The organism is Stenotrophomonas sp. STEN147, assembly GCF_056757995.1.
Map to the genome: position 1 here is coordinate 331,811 of NZ_JBRRCG010000001.1, position 24,759 is coordinate 356,569.

Consider the following 24,759-nt stretch of genomic DNA (forward strand, 5'->3'; position numbering starts at 1 on the left):
CGGCTATGATCGACTCAAAACGGGCGCAGGCATCTGGACGTGGATGTGCAGGAATCAGAAAGCTTGAGGGTAGCGGTACTGGAGGACGAGCCTGCCCTGCGCGAGCGCATCATCCTGCCAGGCCTGACGCGCTATGGATTCCTGGCGACCGGCTACGCCAGCGTCGCGGCCTTCCGCGCCGGAATGGAGAGACAGCCCGCCGACCTGCTCGTGCTCGACGTGAGCCTGCCTGACGGCGATGGCTTCAGCCTGGCGCGCGAAATGCGCCAACGGCAACCGGGCCTCGGCGTCATCATGCTGACCAGCCTTGCCGATGTGAGTGATCGCATCCGCGGCCTGACCGAAGGTGCCGACGTGTATTTTTCCAAGCCGATCGAGATCGATCTGCTGGCGGCGGCACTGCACAGCCTGGCACGACGGATCGCCACGCCGGCAACAGCGAGCCGGTCACTGCCCGGCTGGAGGATGAGTGAGGATCAATGGGGCCTGATCGCGCCCGACGGCACCTCGGCCGCGCTCACCCGCAGCGAGCGCAGCCTGTGCGCGGAACTGTTCCAGCACGCCGGGGCGCTGGTGTCACGCGAGCAGCTGATCCTGGCCATTGCAGATGATTCAGACGATTTCGATGCGCACCGGCTCGACGCCATGGTCTACCGGCTGCGCGTGAAGGCACGCAAGCGCTGTGGCATGGAACTGCCTCTTACGGTGGTTCATGGCCGGGGATACATGCTGAATCCTGCCGGGCGCACGGCAGGCTGATCAGGAACGTCGTTCCTTCGCCACAGATGCTCTCGACGCCGATGCCACCGCCGGCCTCTGTCACCAGCTCGTTCACGACCGCCAGCCCCAGTCCCGTGCCCGAATCCGCCGGTTTGGTGCTGAAGAAGGGCTCGAAGATCCGGGCCGCCACCTCGGCGCGCATGCCGCTGCCATTGTCACGCAGGTGGATCCGGACGCGATCTCCATCGCGGTCGATGTCGATCTCGAACCGCCCGTGATCGCTGAGCGCATCGCGGGCGTTGGACGCGATGTTCAACAGCATCAGCTCGAACTGGCTGCGGTCCATCCGCACCGGCGCCGCTTCACCATCGCTGCGCACGGACAGTACGATCCCCGGCCCGAGCAACTGGCGCAGCATCGACTCAAGTTCCTGGACCGCCTGCGCGGCATCAAACACGACGGCCTGCTCGCCATCACGACGGCTGAAACGGAGCAGCCGCCGGCTGATGGCCATGCCACGCCGCGCGGTCTCCTCCACGTCTGACAGGTGGCCTTCAAGCTGCACCAGACGCTGCCGGCTGCCTTCGCCGTCGTCTTCATGCCGCTGGTTGGCGAAGCCGACGATCACCGCAAAGATGTTGTTGAAATCATGCGCCATGCCGCTGGCCATGCGTTCGGTGATCTCCTTCTTCTGCGCATGGATCAGCTGGGCATGGGTGCGCTCGCGTTCGCGCATCTCTTCGGCAAGTTGCCGCCCGCGCTCGTTCGACTCGCGCAGGCTTTCGCGCAGAGCCTGGGTCGTCCGGTCGATCAGCAGAGTGACCAGCAGGTAGGTGAACAGCAGTGGGGGCAGGTTGTAGAACGCACGCGCGGGAGCGTCCGCGAAGACGCTCATCGCATCGCGTCCTGCACCCAGCACTACGCTGCCCACCAGGACCGCCAGCGTGGTCCACAGCGCGCCGCGACCAAGCACCAGACCACTCAGCACGAGCACCAGCATCTGGGCGAGCTGGTCGGGCATCTGCCGTTGCAGGCCGTTCACGCCCAGATTGATCGTCGTGACCAGCAGCATGGCACCGATCAACAGCTTGACCGCCGCAGCGAACGCACCACGCCGCGTCAGTACCAGTCCGATCCATGCGGCGGCGCCGATGGACAGGCTCATCGCCAACGAGGCATGCGTCGACCAGTGCACCTCGCTCGAGACCAGTTGGGACCAGGCCACGATCACCGCGAAGGCCAGGGTCGCCGGGATGGTCACCCCCAGGAACAGGAGCAGCAGCTGGATGACGCGCGCGTTGCGGCGGTCCACCGGGTCTTCGATCGGCGCCCGGTCCAGCCAGCGCAGGAATGAACGGAGCATGGGCGGCGTGAAGAGATGGCGAGAAACCGATCATATTTCTGTCAGGAGTTGCAGTCGACATGCCCCCTCGGTGGGCCTACGTTCATGTTGTCGGCGGGCGCCTACGCCACTGCCGTGACACGACGACTACACCGCCCCACCCGTCGACGCCCTGCGGGCAGCCACGACGAAGGGCCTGCACTCCAGATCGAGGATCAGAGCAATGAACCGGATTTACCGTATCGTGTGGAACACCGCGCTGGGACGGCAGGTGGTTGTGTCCGAAATAGCGTGCAGCCAGACGCGGTCCGGGCGCCGCCGCCAGGTCGCGGCGCTGCTGGCCACCGGCTCGCTGCTGGTGTCCTGCTCCGCCCTGGCCAGCGGGATCGTCACGGCGCTGGGCGTCGAGCAGGTGTCCGCGCCGGAGCAGGTCGTGTACGCCGCCGATGTCGAGGCTGATCCTGTGCCCTATCTCGCCGCCACCGGCAGCGAGGACAGCAATGCCGGCGCCTACGCCGACGGCGACAATGCGCTGGCCGCAGGCGAGGCGAGCGCCGCGGTCGGGGAAGGCACGACCGCGCTTGGCGCCGGCAGCGTGGCCTACGCCAACCGCGCCACCGCGGTGGGCAATGAAGCGCTGGCCATCGCCGACTCGAGCACCGCGATCGGCGGCATGCTGGACATCGACTACCAGTCGCAGAACCCGTATGGCGTAGTGCTGTTCCAGCAGACCGCCGCCACCGGCGTGGCGTCCACGGCGCTGGGCGCCGGCGCGCAGGCCGAAGGTGACTTTGCCACTGCCGGGGGCGCCGGCGCCCTGGGCAGCGGAAAATCCAGCGTGGCGATCGGCGGCATTGCCGACGATCTGGAGGACCAGATCGGGGAAGGTTTTGCCGGCCAGCTGCTGCAGAACACGCAGGCCACCGGTCGCCTTTCCGTGGCCGTCGGCGGCGGCGCGCAGTCCACCGCCTATGCAGCAATCTCCATGGGCGGGCTGGCCAGTGCCAGCGCTATCCGCTCCACCGCGATCGGCTACCGCGCGGTGGCCAGCGCGTATGACGCCATGGCCGTCGGTGACCGGGCGCAGGCCCTGGGCGAGTTCTCCAATGCGTTCGGTTCGGGCGCACTGGCCCTGTACGACCTGACCGTGGCCGTGGGCAGCAATGCCCGGGCGGGCGCGCTCAACACCACGGCCCTGGGCGCCAACGCGCTGGCCCTGATCGAGGGCGCCACCGCAGTCGGTTATGGCGCCTGGGCCGCCGGCAAAGGCAGCGTGGTGGTCGGTGACGGCATGACCTGGAATGGCGATTTCTGGGGGGATACACCGCGGCTGTTCACCAACAGTGTGGCGATCGGCACGGATTCGGATGTGTGGGGCAGCGAGTCGGTGGCGATCGGCGGCGGTGCAACCGTGGGCGACCCGTCGTTCGTCGACGGCGTGACCCACCCCGTCGACCGCGCGGTGGCGCTCGGTGCGGGCTCTTATGCCGATCGTGACAACACCATCTCGGTGGGACGCGCCGGCAGCGAACGCCAGATCGTCAACGTGGCGGCCGGTACGGCGGCAACCGATGCGGTCAACAAGGCACAGCTGGATGCGGTGTCGGGTGCGCTCGGCAATTTCGCCGACAGTTTCGCAGCCATCGATGTGCAGATCGGCAGGCTGACCACCCGACTGGATGACATCGAGGCGGACGTCGGTGCAGGTCATGGCCGCAACGATCAGGTCGCCGTGGGAGGCGATTCCGCAGCCCAGGCGGGCGAAGGGACCAACGCCGTGGCAGTGGGATCCGGCGCGACCGCCAACGCGGACAACAGCGTGGCGCTGGGCGCCGGCGCCTACGCCCATGGACCCAACGATACGGCGTTGGGCGGTAACGCGCGGGTCAATGCCGACGGCAGCACGGCCGTCGGTGCCAACAGCCGCATCAGCGCCCAGGCCAGCAACGCCGTGGCCCTGGGTGAGTCGGCCTCCGTCAGCAGCGCTTCCGGCACCGCACTCGGCCAAGGTGCCAGCGTCACCGCCGACAACGCCGTCGCATTGGGCCGCGGCTCGGTCGCCGATCGCGCCGATACGGTGTCGGTCGGTGCCAGCGGTGCGGAGCGCCAGATCACCCATGTGGCCGCCGGTACCCAGGCGACCGATGCGGCGAACGTGGGCCAGGTCAATGCCGGTGTCAACGCGGCGAAATCCTATACCGATGCACGGTTCACCGCATTGAACGATTCCTTCGAAACCTATCGTACGGACGTGGACCGCCGCCTCAGCTCGGTCGACCGCCGCCTGGACCGCCAGGGTGCGATGAGCGCGGCGATGCTGAACATGGCGACCAACGCCGCAGGCACCCGCAGCGAACGCGGGCGCATTGCGGTCGGTGCGGGCTTCCAGAGCGGCGAGCAGGCGCTGTCGGTGGGCTATGCACGGAAGATCGGAGAACGCGGCTCCTTCAGTCTGGGCGGGGCCTTCAGTGGTGGCGAATCCTCCGCAGGCGTGGGCTTCGGCATCGACCTGTGACAGAGCGACACCGACCACTCCCGCTCCGACGCGCTTCACCCTTTCCCTGGAGACCCACCATGTCCGTCCACACCTCACTGGCCGCTGCAATCGTTTCGGTGTTGATCACCACCAGCGCCGCCCATGCCGCACCACACCTGGATACCAGCAAGGTGATCAAGCGCAACGTGGCTGCCGCCACATCGACCGCCCAGCCGTCGGTCGGCCAGCGCTTCATCGTCAAGACCACCGGCACCACCACCCAGTCACGCAGCCTGTTGACGCAGTCGCTCGCCAGCTCGGCGCAGCGTTCAGGCATCACCACGGCGGCTGCGGCGACGGCACGCGCAGCCGCCCGTCCGGCCGCCAGGGCCAGTGTCCTGCGCAACATGGCCGTACCTGGCTGGTACGTGGTGCAGACCTCACGCCGGCTCAACTCCGCCGAGACGGCAGCCTTCGTCCGCGAGCTGGCGGCCGAACCCGGCGTGACGTCGGTCGAAGTGGACCGGCTCTACCAGGCGCTCGACACCGGGCGCGGCATGGTGCAGCCGAAACTGATCCCGAATGATCCTCAATATGCCCAGCTGCAGTGGAACTTCCACGATCAGACCGGTGGAGTACGCGCCGACCAGGCCTGGGACATCTCCACCGGCGCAGGCGTCGTGGTGGCGGTGATCGACACCGGCGTCGTGGAAAACACGCCCGACCTGAAGGACAACGTGCTGCCGGGCTATGACATGATCTCCGACCGCTTGATCTCCCGTCGCGACACCGACGCCCGCGTCGCCGGTGGCTGGGACCAGGGCGACTGGATGGAAGCCAATTACTGCACGGCGCTGGGCGCGCCTCCGCACGCCGCCCGCGACAGCTCCTGGCACGGCACCCACGTCTCCGGTACCGTCGCGCAGCAGACCAACAACGGTGTCGGTCTGGCCGGTCTGGCCCACAACGCCAGGATTCTGCCGGTGCGTGTGCTGGGTTCGTGTGGCGGGTACGGCAGCGACATTGCCGATGGCATGTTGTGGGCGGTCGGCGCGACCGTTGCCGGCCTGCCGGTCAATGCCAATCCGGCGGAAGTGCTCAACATGAGCCTGGGCAGCAACGGGCCCGATGCCTGCCCGCAGATCTACCAGGACGCCATCGACGAAGTGAACCGACGCGGTGCGATGGTGGTGGTGGCAGCCGGCAACTCCAACGCCGATGCCGGCACCTACACGATGTCCTCCTGCAAGGATGTGATCAGCGTCGGCGCCACGCGTGTCACCGGCGGCAAGGCCAGCTACTCCAGCTGGGGCAACCGGGTGGACCTGTCCGCGCCGGGTGGCGGTGGAGGTGTAGATGGAGATCCGAACGGCTACATCTTCCAGGTCGTCAACACGGGCACCACCCGCCCCACGACCGAGTTCGGCATCGGAGGATATACCGGCACCTCGATGGCATCGCCCCATGTGGCCGCCGCAGCAGCGCTGGTCCAGAGCGTGGCCACCACGCCGCTGCGCTGGGACCAGATGCGGGACCTGCTGAAATCCACTGCGCGTCCTTTCCCGGCCAGCATTCCCACCAGCACACCGATGGGCGCGGGAATCCTCGACGCCAATGCACTGGTAACCGCCGCGACCACCGAACCCTGCGATCCCACCGTCGAGAGCTGCACCCCGCCGAATGTGGAACTGAGCAACGCAGTCGAACTGCGCGGGCTGTCAAGCACCTCCGCAGAGCGGACCTACAGTTTCACCGCCCGGGCCGGCACACCGTTGACCATCATGACGCTGGGCGGCAAAGGCGACGTATCGCTGTATGTAGCGGCGCAGCGCGTCCCCAGCGCCTCCGATTACGATGCGAAATCAACCCGACCGACCAATTCGGAGTCGGTGCGGATCGGCTCGCCCTCGGCGGTCACCTACATGATCCGCCTCACAGGAACCTATTCCGGGCTGACCCTGGTGGCCCGGCAGTAAGCCCCGAGGGCGGCGCCACGCCGCGCCGCCCTCGATGCCCGGGGTCCTTCGATGGAAAGCCTGCCCAGGAAACTCTCCTTCACTGATCGGCGCACGTTGCCGTCCCTTGTCGGGGCGGTGACACGCCCATTGCAGCTGCATGCGTTGTCCAGCTGCCACGGGCTCTCCGGCGGGCTGCTGGACAGACATACCTTCACGATCGACTACACCACACGATCGCGCCGGTTGCCGGGCCGATCGCCCGTCGCCGTCCTCGTCGATGTCCTTGACCTGCCGCATGCTGCCGAGCCCTGCCAGGCCTTCGGCATGGCCTGGCTGGAGACGCGGGTCAGGCAGGACGCAGCACGCATCGAGGCCGCCCTGGACGGCCAGGCGGAGGTCCACCATATGGGCGGCAGCCGTTTCGCCTTCCTCGTGGAGCTGCCCACCCGTGACGCCGTCGAGCGCCTGGTGGAAGCGCTGTACCTGCGCCTGACGCAGCCAAGGGAGGGTGCAGCGCAGCCCCTCCGGCCCCTCGTCCACGTCGGCCTCTGCCAGGCCGAAACCGGCAAGGACAGCGCCGACGACATCATCCGCAGGATGTTCGTGGGACTTCACTGGGCAGTGTCCAGCCAGGTCACCTACTGCTGGTACTCCGCCCCGCGCGATGAAAGTCTGCGGCGCGAGTATCACCTGCTTGCCGGCGCCCGCGACGGCCTGCGCCACGACGAATTCCATCTGGTCTACCAGCCTCGTTTCCGCGGGTCTGATCTCAGTGCGGTGTCAGCGGAGGCGCTGATCCGCTGGGATCATCCTCGGCTTGGCCCGGTCAGCCCTGCCGAATTCATCCCGGTATTCGAACGTAACGCACTGATGGAGAAGGTCACGGAGTGGGTCGTCGACCGAGCGCTGGAGCAGCTGTCATGCTGGAGACGCGACGGCATCACGCTGGGCCTGTCGATCAATCTGTCTGCACGGAATGTGGCCCGTGCCGGCATGGCCGATGCGCTGGTCGCCAGGATCCATGCCGAGGGGCTGCGCTGCAGCGACCTCGAGATCGAGATCACCGAAGGAGAATGGTTGCGGGTGAACTCCGTGCCCGGCGAGCAGCTCAGGCGGATGGCATCGGCGGGAATCCGCCTGGCATTGGACGACTTCGGCAGCGGCTACAGCAACTTCGCATACCTGACCGAACTGCCGATCCACACGCTGAAGCTGGACAAATCGCTGATTGATGGAATCTCGACCGACACGCGGGCCCGCCTGAAAGTCCGTGCCATCATCGGCCTGGCCCATGATCTGGGCTACACCGCCGTCGCTGAGGGGGCTGAAACTGCCGACCAGGTCACCACGCTGCGGGAGCTCGGATGCGACCAGATCCAGGGCTTTGCATTGTGCAGGCCCATCAGTGCGAACGAACTGACCGATAGACTCACTGTTGCGCCCCACCTGCTCGAATGAGCCAGGCCTGCACCCGCGGATGGACTACGCGGCGTGCGTTTGATCCCTTCATGGAAGCCGCCGAGAATCCCGGGGCAGTTGCCTGCTCCTGATCCATCCGAGAAGTCTGCCAGTGGCCAACACAGGTTCCTTTCTGCTTCGCCTTGTTCAGGGAGACCTGACCACTGAAGGCGCGCTGACACGCCTGCACGCCGTGCAAGCGACATGCCGTGCGTGCAACCACACCGCGATGCTGAAGGCGGGCGCAGGCCTGACCGATCTGCGCGGCGCAGGGATCCTGGTCTGCCCCTGCTGCCACAACCGGCAGGCGGTCAGCCGCATGCGCTTCGAGGAGTTCGTCAAGCGGTTGCCCCGCGCGGACGCCATCGACCACCGTGCCCCCTCGCTTGCCACCGCTCCCGCACACCACGCGTCACCGCAGCCGTTCCTGGAACTGGTGCTTGTTCGTGCCGGTGCGGCGCTGTTCGGGATCGATGTTGAATCGGCGGTGGAAATACGTGGTCCGGAGGCTCTGACCCGGGGTACGGACGGCCTGTCCCGCGTGTCCGTACGCGGGCAGACGGTGCCCGTCGTGGATCTTGGCCTTGTCACGGGCGGCACCCGCTACGGTGCCCGCTGCCCGGCGATGCTGCTGGTGCAGGCCGGCGTCCAGCTTGTCGCCCTGGCGCTTGACCAGGTGCTCACCATCGAGAGTGTCCCGCTCGGCCACGTCCACCCCATCAGCAACGATGGGCAGGGATTGCCGCTCTGCAGCCACCGGGTCTGCCTGGCATCCAACCAGGAGGTTGCCCTCATTGATCCGAGTGTCGCTCTCACTCTGCAGCGGCGGCTCGCAGGTTCGCGGACCGATGCAGCGATCTTCCCCGGGAGGTCCGATGAACACTGAGACGCGGGATGCCTTGCTGCGCCTCCAGGGGGCCATGAACCGGATGCATGTCCGTGTGGCGGCACTGGAAGCGGCCACCGTTCTTCTGCTCCGCACGAACGCAGGCAATCTGGACGCGGCCGATGAATTCGAACGCAGCATCCGCCACTACCTCAGCGGCATGGACCTGCACCGGGAACACGTGTTTGCATTCGAGCAGATCGTCGAGCCCTGGCTCGGCATCCTGCGGGATCCGCGGGCCGGCATTCGCTCCCCTCCCCCCTCGGCCTGAACTGAAGGAGTGTGCGACTCAGCGCTTCTCGTCGGGCCGCCCGCCAGCAGGATGTCCTTGTGAGTCAATCACTGTTACCTCCCCGAAGCCCATGGCGCGCACGGGTGCCTCGACACGGGACAGGTCACCCACCACGACCCACGTCAACCTGTCGGCATCCAGCGCGGCAGCAGCGGCCCGGACCTCGTTGAGATCGAGTTGTCGGAGAGCGCTGCTGCGCTGTGTGGTCCAATCGTCTGGCCGGTCGAACCGCACGATGTCTGCGATCTCCGAGGCGACGGCCTCCCGTGTCTCGAAACTGCCCGCCAGACGCCGCACCTGGCTGTCCCGGAAGCGAGCAACCTCGTCCTGCCTGGCAGGCGCCGGTCCGGACGCGTACTCCGCAATCTCGCGATGAATCTCCGCCATGGCCTCCGCCACGCGGTCGGACTGCACCGGCGCCACCACGCGCCAGGGTCGCGCTATGGGGGCATTGGCCGCACTGGAGATCACCCCGTAGGACCAGCCCTTGGCCTCTCGTAGATTCATGTTGAGGCGCGCGCTTGGCGATCCGCCCAGGACGGAATTGGCGACCTCGAAGGCCAACGTCCGGGGGGCTGAACTCGGCGCGACCAGTTGCCCGGCCACCAGGGTGGCCTGCAGAGCGCCAGGGCTGTCTACCAGATACACCCGTGGCCTCGTCTGCGCCGGCAGGTGGTCGTCGATGCGCACCTCAGGGATTCCACCCGACCCGCGCCAGTCACCCAGATGCCTCTCAAGGACCGGGACCAGCTCCTGGAGCGTCGTATCCCCGACCACGACAAGCGTGCCCCGCTCCGGCCGGATCCAGGCGCGGTGGAACTCCACGAGGTCATCGCGGCGCAAAGCCTCAACGGATGCCACGGTGCCGCGTCCGAAGGCTTGCGCGTAAGGGTGATCCAGCCCGAACAGCAACGCAGGGAGAAGGCTCGTGGCCAAGCGCTGCGGGTTGGCCGCCTCCTCTCGAAGGGCGCCCTGCCTGCCCGCACGCATGCGCTCCATTGCTGCCGGCTCAAAACGCGGTCGGCGCAGCATGTCCGCGTACAGCGCAACCGAATCGTCAAGCGTGTCTCTGAGACCGACCAGGGTCACCGCGCCGCTGCCCACGTCGACGCTGGAACCCAGCTCCGCCCCCAGCGATTCAGCGCGCGCCGCGAACGCCAGAGCGTCGTACTCCCCGGCCCCTTCCGCCAGCATGCTCAACGCCATGTCTGCCAGACCCGCAGTTGCCGCGGGATCCACCGGGAACTGATAGGACATGCGAACAAGCGGGACGTCGTCCCGTCGAGCCAGGATCACGTGGGTGCCGTTCGACAGCGCCGCCCGCTCGATCGCAGGGAATCTCAACTCCGGATAGCTTCCAGGAATCGGCGGCCCTGCGCTGCGATCCACGCCCGGTGCTGCAGCGCGATGGGTTTTGCCCGGGCCTTGCGCGTGGGACACCGCGTCAACCGGCACGGCCTCCTCAGCGAACGCAGCGCGGGCGCCTGGAATGACCGTCAGGATGTGATCCCCCTGTCCCAGCCAACGGCGAGCGACGCGAACCAGCTGGTCCGGCGTGGCGGCTGCCACCACGTCGCCGGACCGCCGATAACAGCCTGCATCGCCTTCAAATACCTCACAGGCGGCGAGCACTTCTGCCTTTCCGTCCATCCCACCGTTTCGCTCGATGCTCTTCACGAACTCGGCCCGCATCGCGGTCCGCGCGCGTTGCACCTCATCGAGGGTGGGACCGTCCGTCAGCAGACGCTGAAGCTCAGCCTCGATGGCGGCTTCCACGGTCGACGGATCGATGCCGTCGCGCACGTTGGCGACGATCATGAAGCGCGATCCGAGCTGCCCCCCTGCCTCGGCCGTGACGTCAGTGGCAAGTTGATCGGAGTGCACCAGGCGCTTGCCCAGCCGGGAGGCATTGCCTCCTCCCAGAATGTGAGCCAACACCCGCAGCTGATCAAAGTCCGACGTCCCGCGAGCTGCGATGTTCCATGTCCGGTGAACGCGCGCTTGAGGCACCTGATCGGACAACGTTTCCCGGGTGGTGGACGCCCGCTTGGCGACGTCCACGGGATCCCTTGTTACGTCGGGCGCCGCTGGGATATGCCCGAAATAGGACTCGACCTTCTTCCTGGCCTCTTCAACGCCGACATCGCCTGACAGCACCAGCACCGCGTTGTTTGGGCCGTACCAGGTCCGGAACCAATCCTGGACGTCGGCAAGCGTGGCCGCCTGCAGATCGCGTGCGGATCCGAAAGTCGAATGATGGTACGGGTGCCCCGGCGGGTAGCTTGACCGGGAGAGCTGCTCCCATACGAGTCCGTAAGGCACGCCACGCCGCTGCAGCTTCTCGTTCTCGACAATGCCCCGTTCGGTGTCCAGCGCCTTCTGGTCGATGGCACCCAGCAGATGCCCCATGCGATCGGACTCCATCCAGAGCGCCAGGTCCAGCGCCGTGGAGGGAACCACCTGCATGTAGTTGGTGCGCTCCGGCGTAACCGTGGCATTGACGTCGGTGGCGCCCACGCGTTGCAGCGGGCCGTAGTAGGCGTCGCGGTAGTGCTCGGTGCCGCGGAACATCAAATGCTCGAAGAGGTGCGCAAAACCCGTGCGACCGACAGGCTCATCACCGGATCCGACCTGATACCACAGGTGAACTGCCACGATGGGCGCCTTCCGGTCGGTGTGCACGATGACACGCAGCCCATTGGGGAGCGTGAAGCGCTCGAAGGGGATGTCCATCGCGTGCGGGGCTGCAGCCGGAGCGTGCGACGCCGCTTCCATATCGCGCGCCGCCACCGGCACCGTGAAAGTGCCCACTGCCAGCACCGTCCAAAGCAGCCTCTTCGCACCACCTACGAAAGCGCTCATGCGTCCATCCCCCGCCAAGTCGTTGCCCACCCGCAAGCCCTGCAACACCACGTTGGCCCACCGGAGTTGTCTGGGGCTGCCAAGGTCCCTTTCAGAAAAGCAGGCCTCACCCCTGCCTCTCCGCGCGCAGTGCCCCAATGCTGATCCGATCTTAACGCCCAAACTGCTCGCAATGCCTGGAGACCATCGCTTGATACTCCGCCATGGGCGCCAGGCCCATTCGAGCGCGACGCTCGTCAAGCGTCTCAGGTGCTTCAACCGCGCGTGGTTCCCAACGCCCCGGGTCTACACAACGCCCCTGCGTTCCATAGCGCTGGGGGTCGTGGGTGCGGTCCCAGAGGTAGGCGTAACTGGACGCTTTGACCTGCCCCGTCGCTACCAAGGGCGCCATGGCTTCCGCAACAGAGCGCTGGAACGCCGGATCCTTGTCGGCGTGTGGGCCAGCAGCCAGGCCGCGTCCGCCCCGTCCTGGCCCACCTGCGCCACGGTCGGCCAGCCATGGGCCGCAACGATCGCCTTCAGCCGAGCGGTATGCACCGCATCGACGGCACTGAGCACCTTCTCCTCGCCCTCCGTGGTCAGCGGAAGGTCCCGGACCGCCTGATCGGCATCCTTCATCCGCAGGAGCTCGCCGCGCAGCTCCGGGTCAGCAGGCGTCCCACCGCTGGCTGCCAGCGGCGCGAAGAGGATCGCAATCACCCACAATGGACCGAATCGCCGCGTCACAGCTCCACCTCCTGCGTGATGTCTCGGCCGATAATGCCCCGTTGGCAGATTTGCCGGTAGGTCAGCTTAAACTTGGTGCGTCGACGGCGCCGGGCATCTGCCTGCGTCGCAACAACCGTATCCATGGTCGATCCGCTGTGTGCCTGTCGCACCATCAATGTGATCCTGTTTGAGTCACTGCCGCCGCCGTGGCCCCGGATCGACCGCTACAACCGGTAGGAAGCTCTCTTGCAAACCACTGATTCAAAAGCGAAACCGTCTGCATCGAAGACCAGTGCAGAACACACGCCCCTCATGAAGCAGTTCTTCGCAGCGAAGTCCGAGTACCCGGATCTGCTGCTGTTCTTCCGCATGGGCGACTTCTACGAGCTGTTCTACGACGATGCACGCAAGGCTGCACGCCTGCTCGACATCACCCTGACCCAGCGCGGCAGTTCCGGCGGCGCCCCGATTCCGATGGCCGGTGTGCCCGTGCATGCCTACGAAGGCTACCTGGCACGCCTGGTGGCGCTGGGCGAATCCGTGGCGATCTGCGAGCAGATCGGCGACCCGGCCCTGGCCAAGGGGCTGGTCGAGCGCAAGGTGGTCCGCATCGTCACCCCCGGTACGGTCACCGACGAAGCACTGCTCGACGAACGCCGCGACACCCTGCTGATGGCCCTGTCGCGCACCCGGCAGGGCTACGGCCTGGCCTGGGCCGACCTCGCCGGTGGCCGCTTCCTGGTCAACGAGGTCGACACCGACGACGCGCTGGAAGCCGAGCTGGCGCGCCTGGAGCCGGCCGAGCTGCTGGTGCCGGACGAGGAGAACTGGCCGGACTTCCTGCGCCAGCGCAGCGGTGTGCGTCGGCGCGCGCCATGGCTGTTCGATGCGGACAGCGGTCGTCGGCAGCTGCTGGCCTTCTTCAAGCTGCATGACCTGAGCGGCTTCGGCATCGACGACAAGCCACGCGCCACGGCCGCCGCAGGCGCCCTGCTCGGCTATGTTGAAGAAACCCAGAAGCAGCGCCTGCCGCACCTGACCTCGATCGCGATGGAAACCGCCGGCGAGGCGATCGCCATGAACGCCGCGACCCGCCGCCACCTGGAGCTGGATACGCGGGTCGACGGTGATACCCGCAACACCCTGCTGGGCGTGCTCGACAGCACCGTCACGCCGATGGGCGGCCGCCTTCTGCGTCGCTGGCTGCATCGCCCGTTGCGCCTGCGCGAGGTGCTGGTGCAGCGCCACCATGCGGTAGCGACGCTGATCGATCGCGGCAGCGATGGCGACATCCGCGAACAGTTCCGTCGCCTGGGTGACCTCGAGCGCATCCTCACCCGCGTCGCCCTGCGCTCGGCACGCCCCCGCGATTTCTCGACACTGCGCGATGGCCTGGGCCTGTTGCCGGCGGTGCGCGACGTGCTCGCGCCGCTGGACTCGCCACGCCTGCAGGCGCTGTACGCCGCGCTGGGCGAGCATGATGACTGCGCGCAGCTGCTCGCACGTGCCATCGCTGAAATGCCGCCGCTGAAACTCAGCGATGGCGGCGTGCTGGCCGATGGCTTCGACGAGGAGCTGGATGAGCTGCGGCGCCTGTCCACGAACGCCGACCAGTTCCTGGTCGACCTTGAACGGCGCGAGCGGGAAAGCAGCGGCATTGCCACACTGAAGGTCGGCTACAACCGTGTGCACGGCTATTACATCGAGATCAGCAAGGGCCAGGCCGACCGCGCACCGGTGCACTACACGCGCCGCCAGACCCTTACCAACGCCGAGCGCTACATCACCGAAGAACTGAAGGCGTTCGAGGACAAGGTACTGTCCGCGCGCGACCGCTCGCTGTCGCGCGAGAAGTTCCTGTACGAGCAGCTGCTGGACACGCTGGGCGCACAGCTGGAGCCGCTGAAGCAGTGTGCCGCCGCGTTGAGCGAACTGGATGTGCTGGCCGCATTCGCCGAGCGCGCGCAGGCACTGGACTGGTCGCGCCCGGAACTGGAAACGGCACCCTGCCTGAAGATCGAGCGCGGCCGTCACCCTGTCGTGGAAGCCGTGCGCGAGCAGCCCTTCGAGCCGAACGATCTGGACCTGCACCCGGGCCGCCGGATGCTGGTCATCACTGGCCCGAACATGGGCGGTAAATCCACCTACATGCGGCAGAATGCACTGATCGTGCTTCTGGCCCACATCGGCTCCTTCGTGCCGGCCAGCCGCGCTGTGATCGGCCCGATCGACCGCATCCTGACCCGCATCGGCGCCGGCGACGATCTCGCCCGCGGGCAGTCGACCTTCATGGTCGAAATGGCCGAGACCAGCTACATCCTGCATCACGCCAGCCCACATTCGCTGGTGCTGATGGATGAGATCGGCCGCGGCACCTCCACCTATGACGGCCTTGCCCTGGCCGACGCGGTGGCCCGCCACCTCGCCTACGAGAACCGCTGCTACACACTGTTCGCCACCCACTATTTCGAGCTGACCGCGCTGGCCGACGAGCAGCACGAGGGCGGCCGCAGCGGTATCGCCAACGTGCACCTGGATGCGGTCGAGCATGGCGAAGCGCTGGTGTTCATGCACGCTGTGAAGGACGGCCCGGCCAACCGCAGCTTCGGACTGCAGGTGGCCGCGCTGGCTGGCCTGCCTCGATCGACCGTGGCACAGGCGCGGCGGCGCCTGGCCGAACTGGAGCAACGGGGCAGCGAGAGCCATGCGGCGGAGCTGGCCCCTCAGGCGCTGGATGCCCCGCAGCAGTTCGGCCTGTTCAATGCCCCGTCCAGCAAGGCGCAGGAGGCGCTGGCCGCCATCGATCCGGACGAACTGACGCCCAAACAGGCGCTGGAAGCGCTGTATCGGCTGAAGTCACTGCTGTAACCGACAGGCGAGCGCGCGTTGCAGCGTGCGTGGGGCCGGCGCAACGCCGCCCCCCGCTCCCCCCGGCGGAGCCGAGCCTGCGCCCGGCAGCCTTCGCATTTCCGTCGTGCAGGCGGCGTTATGCTCGGGCGGTCCTTCCTTCACAGAACGGAGACCGCCATGAACACCGAATCCCTCGCCGCATCCCTCTTCCAGCAGCTGCAGCAGGGGCAGGGCCTGCAGCAGGTTTCCCAGCAGCTCGGCCTGGACAGCAGCCAGACCACCCAGGCGGTGGGCAGCGCCTTGCCGCTGCTGCTGGGCGCGATGGGCCAGAACGCCAGCGAGCCGCAGGGCGCGCAGTCCCTGCTCAATGCGCTGCAGCGTGACCATCTGGGCACTGGTGGGGGTGGCGGCTTCGACCTCGGCAGCATCCTCGGCGCAGTGATGGGTGGCGGCGGCAGCGGCGCCACCGATGGGGCCGGCATCCTCGGCCACATCTTCGGTGGCCAGCAGCCGCAGGCCGCGCAGGTGCTTGGCCAGAAGACCGGCCTGGACAGCGGCACCTCCGGCAAGCTGCTGGCGATCCTTGCGCCCATCGTCATGTCCTTCCTGGCCCAGCGCTTCGCCCAGCAGGGCAACGCCAGCGAACTCAGCAGCGCCCTCGGCCAGGAGGCGCAGCAGTCCGGCGGCATCGGCAGCATGCTGGGCGGGGTGCTCGATCAGGACGGCGACGGCCAGTTCGGGGCCAGCGACCTGCTGAAGCTCGGCGCGGGGTTGCTCAAGCGCTGATCGCACACACCCGTACAAGCCCCGGACCTAATAGACAGACACTATCGCATTGGTTGAATCAATCGAATTTACCGATCCACAGGCGCCACCTAATGTGGGTCGGGCCTCCCCCGATTCCACCTTTCGCCAGTCCACAGGTAGAGACCCATGAAAAGCGAAGCGAAGTGCCCCTTCAACCATGCCGTCGTCGGTGACGCGACGACCAACCGCGACTGGTGGCCGAACCAGCTGCGCGTGGACCTGCTCAACCAGCATTCCGCGCGCTCCAACCCGCTCGATGCCGGCTTTGATTACGCATCGGCGTTCAAGAGCCTGGACTATGCCGCGCTGAAGGCAGACCTGAAAGCACTGATGACGGACTCGCAGGACTGGTGGCCGGCCGATTTCGGTCACTACGGCGGCCTGTTCATCCGCATGGCGTGGCACAGCGCCGGCACCTATCGCATCGGTGATGGCCGCGGTGGCGGCGGCCGCGGCCAGCAGCGCTTCGCTCCGCTCAACAGCTGGCCGGACAACGTCAGCCTGGACAAGGCGCGACGCCTGCTGTGGCCGATCAAGCAGAAGTACGGCCAGGCCATCTCCTGGGCCGACCTGCTGATCCTGACCGGCAATGTCGCGCTGGAGTCGATGGGCTTCAAGACACTGGGCTTCGCCGGTGGCCGTCCCGATACCTGGGAACCGGATCAGGATGTGTACTGGGGCCGCGAAACCACATGGCTGGGCGGTGACGTGCGCTACAAGCACGGCTCCGAAGGCGTGGTGGAATCCCACGGCGTGCTGGTGTCCGATGACGATGCCGATGGCGACGTGCATTCGCGCAAGCTGGAGAACCCGCTGGCCGCAGTGCAGATGGGCCTGATCTATGTGAATCCCGAGGGCCCTGACGGCAACCCCGACCCGGTACTGGCTGCACATGACATCCGTGACACGTTCGGCCGCATGGCAATGGACGATGAAGAGACGGTGGCGCTGATCGCAGGCGGGCACAGCTTCGGCAAGACCCATGGCGCCGGCCCGGCAGACAACGTCGGCAAGGAGCCTGAAGCGGCCGATCTGGAGAGCCAGGGCCTGGGCTGGGCCAACAGCTTCGGCAGCGGCAAGGGCGGCGACACCATCACCAGTGGCCTGGAAGTCACCTGGACCCGTACCCCTGCGCAGTGGAGCCATGACTTCTTCGAGAACCTGTTCAAGTACGAATGGGAACTGACCAAGAGTCCGGCCGGCGCGCATCAATGGGTGGCCAAGGATGCCGAAGCGGTCATTCCCGATGCGCACGACGCCTCGAAGAAGCACCGTCCGACCATGCTGACCACCGATCTGTCGCTGCGCATGGATCCCGCCTACGAAAAGATCTCGCGCCGCTTCCTGGCCGATCCGCAGGCGTTTGCCGATGCGTTCGCGCGCGCCTGGTTCAAGCTGACCCATCGCGACATGGGGCCGCGCGCACGCTATCTGGGTCCGGAAGTACCGGCCGAAGAATTCATCTGGCAGGATCCGCTGCCGGTCGCAAAGCACCCGCTCATTGATGCCAAGGACGTGGCCACCCTGAAGCAGGCGATCGCCGCAAGCGGCCTGAGCGTCTCTGAACTGGTCTCCACGGCCTGGGCGTCGGCCTCCACCTTCCGTGGCTCGGACAAGCGGGGCGGCGCCAATGGTGCGCGCATCCGCCTGGCACCGCAGAAGGACTGGCCGGTAAACCAGCCCGCCCGTCTGGCCAAGGTGCTGGCCGCGCTGGAAAAGGTGCAGAGCGGGTTCAATGCCGGCAGTGAAAGGCAGGTGTCGCTGGCCGACCTGATCGTGCTGGCCGGTGGCGTGGGCATCGAACAGGCCGCCAAGGCCGGTGGGTACGACATCAGCGTACCGTTCACGCCGGGCCGTACCGACGCCAGCCAGGAACAGACCGACGTGGAATCGTTCGCGGTGCTGGAACCGGCGGCCGATGGATTCCGCAACTACCTCAAGGGCGCCTACAGCGTTCCGGGCGAAGCGCTGCTGATCGACCGGGCGCAACTGCTGACGCTGACCGCTCCGGAACTGACCGTGCTGGTCGGTGGCCTGCGCGTACTGGGTGCCAACGCCGATGGCAGCGCGCATGGCGTCTTCACCGATCGGCCCGGGACACTCAGCAACGACTTCTTCGTCAACCTGCTGGACATGGGCACGCAGTGGAAGGCCACCGGTCGTGAAACCTACGAAGGCCGCAGCCGCAACGACGGCGCCGCACGCTGGACCGCGACCCGTGCTGATCTGGTATTTGGATCCAATGCGGTGCTGCGTGCGCTGGCAGAGGTCTATGGCAGTGCAGACGGCGAGAAGAAGTTCGTGCAGGACTTCGTCGCGGCGTGGACCCGGGTGATGGAGCTGGACCGATACGACCTGCACGGCTGATCACCGGCAGGCCCGGCGCTGCTGTCGGAAGGCCCACCGGGCATGGCCCGGTGCTACCACTGAAGGGCTCGCCGGGCATGGCCCGGCGCTGCTTGGGGGCGTTCGCGTTACAGCGCGTCGATGTCGCCCAGCGCGCGGATCAGACGCCGCGCGCGCTTGTCCGGCTTGTGCTCCGGTGGCTGGAAGCCGTCGCGCGCGGCGATGCGCAGTGCGCGCTGCTCGGCGCGCCGTGCCTTCGAGGCCTCGCTCTCGGCATACAGCTGGTGCGCGACCGGGGCAGGCCCGCGCTGGTCGCTCAGGCCCATCACCTGGATCTCGAAATGCTCCTCGCCGCGATCAACCAGCAGGTGCTCACCCACGCGCACCGCGCGCGAGGACTTCGGCCGCTGACCGGCCACGCTGACCTTGCCGGTTTCGATGGCCTGCTTGGCCAGGCTGCGGGTCTTGAAGAAGCGGGCCGCCCACAACCAGATGTCCAGACGGACACTGGGCGACAGCGGGGAAAGCTCAGGCATCGGCAGGTACTACTCCGTTCGCTTGTTCAGGGGGCGCGGATTGTCGGGGTCGGTGCGGCAGCCGCTGCCCCCGATCAAGGTCGGTGCTCCGGCAGCGAGATCCTGGCGCTGGCTGCCGACCAGGCATTCGGGGCGGTCGGTCGGCCGCACCTGGGTATCGCCCAGCCGGTCTCCCGACGAACATGCGGCCAACAGGCCGCCAATCAAGGCCAACGTCATCGACCTCACCTGCTGTCGTTGATGCATTGCCACATCCCGCGAACCGGCTTGGTGCTAGTGTGCGCCTCCCGGGATTCGATCACCACCCCATGGCCAAAGCGCCGCTTGACCTGACCGCCGGCCCGATCGGCCGCAATCTCCTGCTGTTCTCGCTGCCGATCCTGGCGGGCAACATCGCGCAGTCGCTGAACGGTTCGGTGAACGCGGTATGGGTCGGGCGCTTCCTCGGCGAAGCGGCACTGACCGCCACCGCGAACGCCAACAACATCATGTTCTTCCTGATCGGTTCGGTGTTCGGCTTCGGCATGGCCTCCACCATCCTGATCGGCCAGGCCATCGGTGCACGGGATATCGCCCAGGCACGGCGCGTGGTCGGCACCAGCGCCACGTTCTTCATCGGCCTGTCGGCGATCATCGCCATCGCCGGCTGGTTCATGGCCCACCCGCTGCTGGCGGCGATGGGTACGCCGGCGGCCTCGCTGCCACTGGCCGAGGCCTATCTGCGCATCATCTTCCTGGCCATGCCGACGTTGTATGCCTTTGCCTTCCTCAGCGCCGCGCTGCGCGGTGCCGGTGACTCGCGTACGCCGTTCCGCTTCCTGCTGCTGTCGGTGGTGCTGGATATTGCATTGAATCCGGTACTGATCTTCGGCATGGGTCCGTTCCCGGAGCTGGGCATCGCCGGTTCGGCCTGGGCCACGCTGGTGTCGCAGACCCTCTCGCTGGGCGGCCTGCTGCTGTACATGCGGCACAAGCGCCACACGCTGTGGCTGGGTCGCGCCGACATGCGCCTGTTCAAGCTGGACCTGACCATCCTGAAGGCACTGGTGGTCAAAGGCGTGCCGATGGGCCTGCAGATGGTGCTGATCTCGCTGTCGGTGATCCTGCTGATGACCATGGTCAACCAGTACGGCACCGAAACCGCAGCGGCCTATGGCGCCTCGCTGCAATTGTGGAACTACGTGCAGATGCCGGCGATGGCGATCGGCGCGGCCTGTTCGACGATGGCCGCACAGAACGTGGGTGCCCAGCAGTGGGATCGCGTGCGCGGCACCGCACGCAAGGGCGTGCTGTTCAATTTCCTGCTGACCGGTGCGTTGATCCTGCCGCTGGTGCTGCTGGACCAGTACTCGCTGGCCCTGTTCCTGCCGCAGGGCAGCGAGTCGCTGCAGATCGCGCGCCACCTCAACCATGTGGTGATTGGCTCGTTCCTGTTCTTCGGCGTGAGCTTCGTGATTTCCGGCGTGGTGCGCTCGACGGGTGCGGTGATTCCACCGCTGCTGATCCTGGCCGCGTCACTGTGGGGCGTGCGCGTTCCGTTCGCCGAACTGCTGCAGCCCTATTGGGGCGCAGATGCCATCTGGTGGAGTTTCCCGGTCAGTTCTCTGGTGTCGATGCTGCTGTCGCTGGCGTACTACCGCTGGGGGGGGTGGCGCAAGGCGAAGATGATCAGCACACCCGCGAAGGCCGAGGCGATTGCCACACCGTCGGAGATTCCCGCCTGCCCGCCGTCACCGGTGGCGGACCCGGATGCCGTGACCCGGTAGCGCCGGACCACGCCCGGCGAGCGCACGGGTTGCCGGAAATCTGCCGGGCATGGCCCGGCGCTACCGCTTGTTCTTCGCGGCGTTATGCTTGGCCGCCGCGCGCATCAGGGTCTTGAACGCCGTGGCATCGGGCATGGTGCCTTCATGGATGTCGATCGCGCGCCGCGTGTTGCCTTCCAGGCTGGCGTTGAACAGGCGCTTCGGGTCCGGCAAGGCCGCCCCCTGGGCGAAGGTCAGCTTCACTGCCTGCTTGTAGGTCTCACCGGTGCACAGGATGCCGTGATGCTCCCATACCGGTGTGCCCCGCCATTTCCAGGTTTCCTGCACCTCCGGCAGCGCCTCATGGATCAGCGCCCGAACGCGTGCCAGCGTTTCACCGCGCCAGTCACCCAGTTCCGCGATGCGCGCATCGATCAGTGCGGCCGCGGGTGTTCCGGCGTCGTCGGGGTTCGGTGCATGCGTGGTCATCGTGTGCTCTCGTCGGCGGAACGTGCGGAATGGCGGGCATACATGCGTTCGCCGGGCAATGCAGCGGCCTGGCGGACCCACTCGAGGAACTGCGCTTCATCCAGCATGCCCTCCTGCGTGATGTGCAGGTAGCGGGTATCGGCGCTTCTGGACGGCTCCGGTGGCATCGGTTGCAGGGCCGCGCCGCGGAAGAACGCGACCTTGATGTAACGGGCGAAGCAATGGAAGCTGAGGAACCAGCCGGCATCGGCGGCCACCGCGTACATCGGCGAGTTCCACTTCACCGCCTTGTGCACGCCGGGCACGGCTTGGCCGATCAGTGCGTCGAGGCGTGCGCCGACAGGCTGCTTCCAGTCCGGCATGGCGGCGATGTACGCCTGCACCGGCGCATCACCCTCGCCCTTGGCGATCTGCGGATTTCCCCCGGACAGGAGCCGGGGTGCAGTGGAAGGTGCGGCTCGCTTGGAAGGCATCGCACGGCGCATGCATGGGAATGAAGCCGCAGACTAACGCCATCGGCGGCCTGCGGTCACGGCGCACTGCGCCATCGCTTCAGTCCGCCAGCGAGGCGAGGAACTGGCGCCATTCGGGCAGCTGTCGTTGGCGTTGAAGCGAGCGCATCAGGAGCGCCATCACCACACCGAACAGGCCGCCCGCCAGCAATCCGGCACCCAGCAGCAGGCCGAGTGGACGCTCACCGCCCTGCCACAGCAGCAGCCACATCAGGGCGCACCAGAACAGGCCGAACAGCAGCCCCTGCACCAGCGCGTTGATGCGGAAACCGGCCAGGATCGGCGGCGGCACAGCGACGCCCATCCGCCACAGCGTCCGATGCAGCAACGGTGCGGACTGCGCGCGCGGCAGACCCTTGTCGTCCAGCAGACGAAGCGCCGCGCGGATGCGGTCGGGATAGCGCAGGTCGTTCTTGTTCATCGCACGAACCTAGCGGATGCATCAGCACAAACGCAAACGGCCGCCCGAAGGCGGCCGTCGCGGCAACAACCGGAGTTGTCTATCAGGCCTTTTCGGCCAGACGGGCAGCCTTGGCCTGCGCAGCGGCAGCCAGGTCTTCCTTGATGCGGGCAGCCTTGCCTTCCAGGCCACGCAGGTAGTACAGCTTGCCGGCGCGGACCTTGCCGCGGCGCTTCACTTCGACCGAGTCGATGATGGCGCTGTGGGTCTGGAAGACGCGCTCGACGCCGTAGCCGTGCGAGATCTTGCGGACGGTGAACGAGGAGTTCAGGCCGGCATTCTTGGTGCCGATCACAACGCCTTCGTAGGCCTGCACGCGCTCACGGTTGCCTTCCTTCACCTTCACGTTGACGACAACGGTGTCGCCCTGGCTGAACTTCGGCAGTTCGCGGGTGATCTGGGCGGATTCGAATTCCGCGACGATGGACTTGTTCAGCTTGCTCATGGGTTACACCGATTCTTGTTCGGGTGGGCGTGTCGATTCGACAACGTAGGCTCATGCAGTCACCGGACTGTGCTGCACGTTTGTTTTGGGTACTGCGCACGCCAGCCGGGGCCGGCGGGAATTGGCCATGATAGCCGATAACGCCCGCCCTGCGCTAGGGGCTGGCCTATTGTTTCCGGGCCTGGCGGCCCTGCTCCAGCAGCTTCCGGTCGGCCTTGCCCAGCGCCTGTTCATCCAGCAGGTCCGGGCGCCGCTGGGCGGTACGGACCAGCGACTGCTGGCGGCGCCAGGCGGCGATGGCCGCGTGGTTGCCCGAGCGCAGCACCTCCGGCACGTCACCCAGCGGGTGCTGGGCCGGCTGGCTGTAATGCGGGCAGTCGAGCAGGCCGAGGTCGCCCTCGAAGCTGTCCTGGGCCGCCGATTCAGCGTCGTTCAGGGCCCCCTCCTGCAGGCGGGCCACGGCGTCGATGATGACCGCTGCGCCCAGCTCGCCGCCGGACAGTACGTAGTCGCCGAGGGAAATCTCCTCGTCCACATTGGCTTCCAGGAAGCGCTCGTCGATGCCCTCGTAGCGGCCACAGAGCAGGACCATGCGCGGCAGCGCCGCCAGTTCACGGACCTTGGCCTGGGTCAACGGCGCCCCCTGCGGGCTGAGGTAGATCACCCTGGCCGGGGTCGGATCGGCATCGCGGATCGCCTGCAGGCAGGCCTGCAGCGGTTCGATCAGCATCACCATGCCCGGGCCACCGCCGAAGGGACGGTCGTCCACCCGGCGGTAGTTGCCTTCGGCGTAATCACGGGGATTCCAGCCGTGGAGGCTGAACAACCCTTTCTCCTGCGCGCGCCCGACCACGCCCAGTCCAGCAGACTGGGCGAGGAACTCGGGGAACAGGGTGATGACGTCGAAACGCATGCTCAGAACTCGGGATCCCAGTCGACCACCACCAGGTTCGCCTCGAAGTCCACCGAGACGACAAAGTCCGGCAGCACGAACGGGATCATCCGCTCGCGGTCGCCGCGGACCACCACCACGTCGTTGGCGCCGGTGCTGAACAGGTGCGAGACCTGGCCCAGGGCAACGCCCTCGGTCGTCTTCACGTCCAGGCCTTCCAGGTCGACCCAGTAATACTCATCCGGATTCGGCGGCGGCAGCGCGCTGCGCGGCACGTAGATCTCGGTGCCACGCATGGCTTCGACCGCGTCACGGTCCTCGACGCCGGGGAAACGCGCGACCAGGTGCTTGCCGCTGTCGCGACCCCGCACACCTTCAATCGTGGTTTCCACGCCGGACGGACTGCGCACGATCCATGGCTGGTAACGGAAAATGGCGGAACGTGGCTCGGTCCAGGACTCGAGCTTGATCTCGCCGCGCACACCAAAAGCGCCGACAATCCTGCCCAGCAGGATGCGGCGCTCGATATCTTTCATCTGCTTCAACCAGGAGGGCCACGCCGGAGCGTGGCCCGTCAGGATCAGGCCGCAGCGGCCTGGGACTTGGTCGCTTCCTTGATCAGGTTGCGGACCTTGTCGGTCGGCTGGGCGCCGTTCTTGACCCAATGGTCAACGCGGGCCAGATCCAGCTCGATGCGCTTCTCGGCGCCCTGGGCGACCGGGTTGTAGAAGCCAACGCGCTCGATGTTGCGGCCGTCGCGCGCGCTGCGCACGTCGGTGACGATGATGTGGTAGAACGGACGCTTCTTGGCGCCGCCGCGGGTCAGTCGAATCTTGACCATGGTGTGTTTTCCTATTGCCCAGTCGCCAGGATGGCGAGGTAAGCGGGCGATTATAGCGGCAGAGCGTGGCCGAGCCAAGCCCATGCGTCACGGTAGCGCCGGGCCATGCCCGGCGGCCGGCAGGCCATGCATCC

General features: G+C 66.9%; 23 protein-coding genes. 10 read left to right on the forward strand and 13 right to left on the reverse strand.

All coding sequences use genetic code 11. The annotated features are described in order from the left end of the window. Positions 1–63: 63 nt before the first annotated feature. Positions 64–759, forward strand: coding sequence for a response regulator transcription factor (locus ACVOKU_RS01555; protein ID WP_481558867.1), 696 nt, complete (start codon positions 64–66; stop codon positions 757–759). Here ACVOKU_RS01555 and ACVOKU_RS01560 read toward each other — a convergent pair. Beyond that, positions 701–2,083: a sensor histidine kinase gene (locus tag ACVOKU_RS01560; protein ID WP_481558868.1), complete on the reverse strand. Its 1,383-nt coding sequence runs from the start codon at positions 2,081–2,083 to the stop codon at positions 701–703. The two genes, ACVOKU_RS01555 and ACVOKU_RS01560, sit on opposite strands and share 59 nt — an antisense overlap. A gap of 202 nt (positions 2,084–2,285) precedes the next feature. Between ACVOKU_RS01560 and ACVOKU_RS01565 the strand changes: the two genes are divergently transcribed. From ACVOKU_RS01565 to ACVOKU_RS01585, 5 genes are all read left to right on the forward strand, one after another. Further along, on the forward strand, positions 2,286–4,577 hold the full coding sequence (locus ACVOKU_RS01565; RefSeq protein ID WP_481558869.1) for an ESPR-type extended signal peptide-containing protein: 2,292 nt from the start codon (positions 2,286–2,288) through the stop codon (positions 4,575–4,577). 59 nt (positions 4,578–4,636) lie between these two features. Beyond that, positions 4,637–6,514, forward strand: a complete 1,878-nt coding sequence (locus tag ACVOKU_RS01570; RefSeq protein ID WP_481558870.1) for a S8 family peptidase — start codon at positions 4,637–4,639, stop codon at positions 6,512–6,514. A gap of 51 nt (positions 6,515–6,565) precedes the next feature. Then, on the forward strand, positions 6,566–7,954 hold the full coding sequence (locus tag ACVOKU_RS01575; RefSeq protein WP_481558871.1) for an EAL domain-containing protein: 1,389 nt from the start codon (positions 6,566–6,568) through the stop codon (positions 7,952–7,954). A 112-nt stretch (positions 7,955–8,066) separates the two neighbouring features. After that, on the forward strand, positions 8,067–8,840 hold the full coding sequence (locus ACVOKU_RS01580; RefSeq protein ID WP_481558872.1) for a chemotaxis protein CheW: 774 nt from the start codon (positions 8,067–8,069) through the stop codon (positions 8,838–8,840). Then, on the forward strand, positions 8,830–9,111 hold the full coding sequence (locus ACVOKU_RS01585) for a hypothetical protein (RefSeq protein WP_193395637.1): 282 nt from the start codon (positions 8,830–8,832) through the stop codon (positions 9,109–9,111). Before ACVOKU_RS01580 ends, ACVOKU_RS01585 begins: the two co-directional genes overlap by 11 nt. An 18-nt stretch (positions 9,112–9,129) precedes the next feature. Here ACVOKU_RS01585 and ACVOKU_RS01590 read toward each other — a convergent pair whose 3' ends face one another. From ACVOKU_RS01590 to ACVOKU_RS01600, 3 genes are all read right to left on the reverse strand, one after another. After that, positions 9,130–11,994: a M16 family metallopeptidase gene (locus ACVOKU_RS01590; RefSeq protein WP_481558873.1), complete on the reverse strand. Its 2,865-nt coding sequence runs from the start codon at positions 11,992–11,994 to the stop codon at positions 9,130–9,132. Positions 11,995–12,369: 375 nt separating this feature from the next. Then, positions 12,370–12,720, reverse strand: coding sequence for a DUF6624 domain-containing protein (locus ACVOKU_RS01595; RefSeq protein WP_481558874.1), 351 nt, complete (start codon positions 12,718–12,720; stop codon positions 12,370–12,372). Next, on the reverse strand, positions 12,717–12,845 hold the full coding sequence (locus ACVOKU_RS01600; protein WP_481558875.1) for a hypothetical protein: 129 nt from the start codon (positions 12,843–12,845) through the stop codon (positions 12,717–12,719). The genes ACVOKU_RS01595 and ACVOKU_RS01600 overlap by 4 nt, the downstream gene beginning before the upstream one ends. Positions 12,846–13,014: 169 nt before the next feature. Between ACVOKU_RS01600 and mutS the strand changes: the two genes are divergently transcribed. The 3 genes from mutS to katG all read left to right on the forward strand — a co-directional run bounded on the left by mutS (position 13,015) and on the right by katG (position 18,726). Next, the gene (gene mutS / locus ACVOKU_RS01605) at positions 13,015–15,570 is read left to right on the forward strand and encodes a DNA mismatch repair protein MutS (protein ID WP_481558876.1); all 2,556 of its coding nucleotides are present in this window, start codon (positions 13,015–13,017) and stop codon (positions 15,568–15,570) included. A 159-nt stretch (positions 15,571–15,729) separates the two neighbouring features. Next, the gene (locus ACVOKU_RS01610) at positions 15,730–16,338 is read left to right on the forward strand and encodes a DUF937 domain-containing protein (RefSeq protein WP_312553986.1); all 609 of its coding nucleotides are present in this window, start codon (positions 15,730–15,732) and stop codon (positions 16,336–16,338) included. 147 nt (positions 16,339–16,485) lie between these two features. Next, positions 16,486–18,726 (forward strand): catalase/peroxidase HPI, encoded by a 2,241-nt coding sequence (gene katG / locus ACVOKU_RS01615; RefSeq protein WP_481558877.1) that lies wholly within the window; start codon positions 16,486–16,488, stop codon positions 18,724–18,726. A 107-nt stretch (positions 18,727–18,833) separates the two neighbouring features. On the opposite strand, the gene ACVOKU_RS01620 is transcribed toward katG, so the two are convergent. Together ACVOKU_RS01620 and ACVOKU_RS01625 are read right to left on the reverse strand one after the other, a co-directional pair. Then, a complete protein-coding gene (locus ACVOKU_RS01620) occupies positions 18,834–19,241 on the reverse strand; it encodes an RNA-binding S4 domain-containing protein (RefSeq protein WP_481558878.1) in 408 nt (135 codons plus the stop codon). Between the two features lie 9 nt (positions 19,242–19,250). Continuing rightward, complete coding sequence (locus ACVOKU_RS01625) at positions 19,251–19,487, reverse strand: hypothetical protein (protein ID WP_053518955.1); 237 nt, start codon at positions 19,485–19,487, stop codon at positions 19,251–19,253. Between the two features lie 62 nt (positions 19,488–19,549). Here ACVOKU_RS01625 and ACVOKU_RS01630 point away from each other — a divergent pair, with 62 nt between their 5' ends. Next, positions 19,550–21,007 carry an MATE family efflux transporter gene (locus ACVOKU_RS01630; RefSeq protein ID WP_065174644.1) on the forward strand — a complete coding sequence of 486 codons (1,458 nt, stop codon included), beginning with the start codon at positions 19,550–19,552 and terminating at the stop codon, positions 21,005–21,007. A 60-nt stretch (positions 21,008–21,067) separates the two neighbouring features. On the opposite strand, the gene ACVOKU_RS01635 is transcribed toward ACVOKU_RS01630, so the two are convergent. The 7 genes from ACVOKU_RS01635 to rpsP form a co-directional block, all read right to left on the reverse strand. Then, entirely contained in the window at positions 21,068–21,475 is a 408-nt protein-coding gene (locus ACVOKU_RS01635; RefSeq protein WP_053518959.1) for a DUF1801 domain-containing protein, read from the reverse strand. Next, positions 21,472–21,948, reverse strand: coding sequence for a DUF1801 domain-containing protein (locus ACVOKU_RS01640; protein WP_481558879.1), 477 nt, complete (start codon positions 21,946–21,948; stop codon positions 21,472–21,474). The genes ACVOKU_RS01635 and ACVOKU_RS01640 overlap by 4 nt, the downstream gene beginning before the upstream one ends. Positions 21,949–22,027: 79 nt before the next feature. Beyond that, complete coding sequence (locus tag ACVOKU_RS01645) at positions 22,028–22,408, reverse strand: DUF6404 family protein (protein ID WP_053518961.1); 381 nt, start codon at positions 22,406–22,408, stop codon at positions 22,028–22,030. Between the two features lie 82 nt (positions 22,409–22,490). Further along, positions 22,491–22,892 carry a 50S ribosomal protein L19 gene (gene rplS / locus ACVOKU_RS01650; RefSeq protein ID WP_053518963.1) on the reverse strand — a complete coding sequence of 134 codons (402 nt, stop codon included), beginning with the start codon at positions 22,890–22,892 and terminating at the stop codon, positions 22,491–22,493. 166 nt (positions 22,893–23,058) lie between these two features. Continuing rightward, complete coding sequence (trmD, locus tag ACVOKU_RS01655; protein WP_074900807.1) at positions 23,059–23,805, reverse strand: tRNA (guanosine(37)-N1)-methyltransferase TrmD; 747 nt, start codon at positions 23,803–23,805, stop codon at positions 23,059–23,061. A gap of 2 nt (positions 23,806–23,807) precedes the next feature. Beyond that, positions 23,808–24,320, reverse strand: coding sequence for a ribosome maturation factor RimM (rimM, locus tag ACVOKU_RS01660; protein ID WP_053518968.1), 513 nt, complete (start codon positions 24,318–24,320; stop codon positions 23,808–23,810). 44 nt (positions 24,321–24,364) lie between these two features. Further along, positions 24,365–24,625, reverse strand: coding sequence for a 30S ribosomal protein S16 (gene rpsP, locus ACVOKU_RS01665; protein ID WP_005415733.1), 261 nt, complete (start codon positions 24,623–24,625; stop codon positions 24,365–24,367). Positions 24,626–24,759 lie beyond the last annotated feature (134 nt).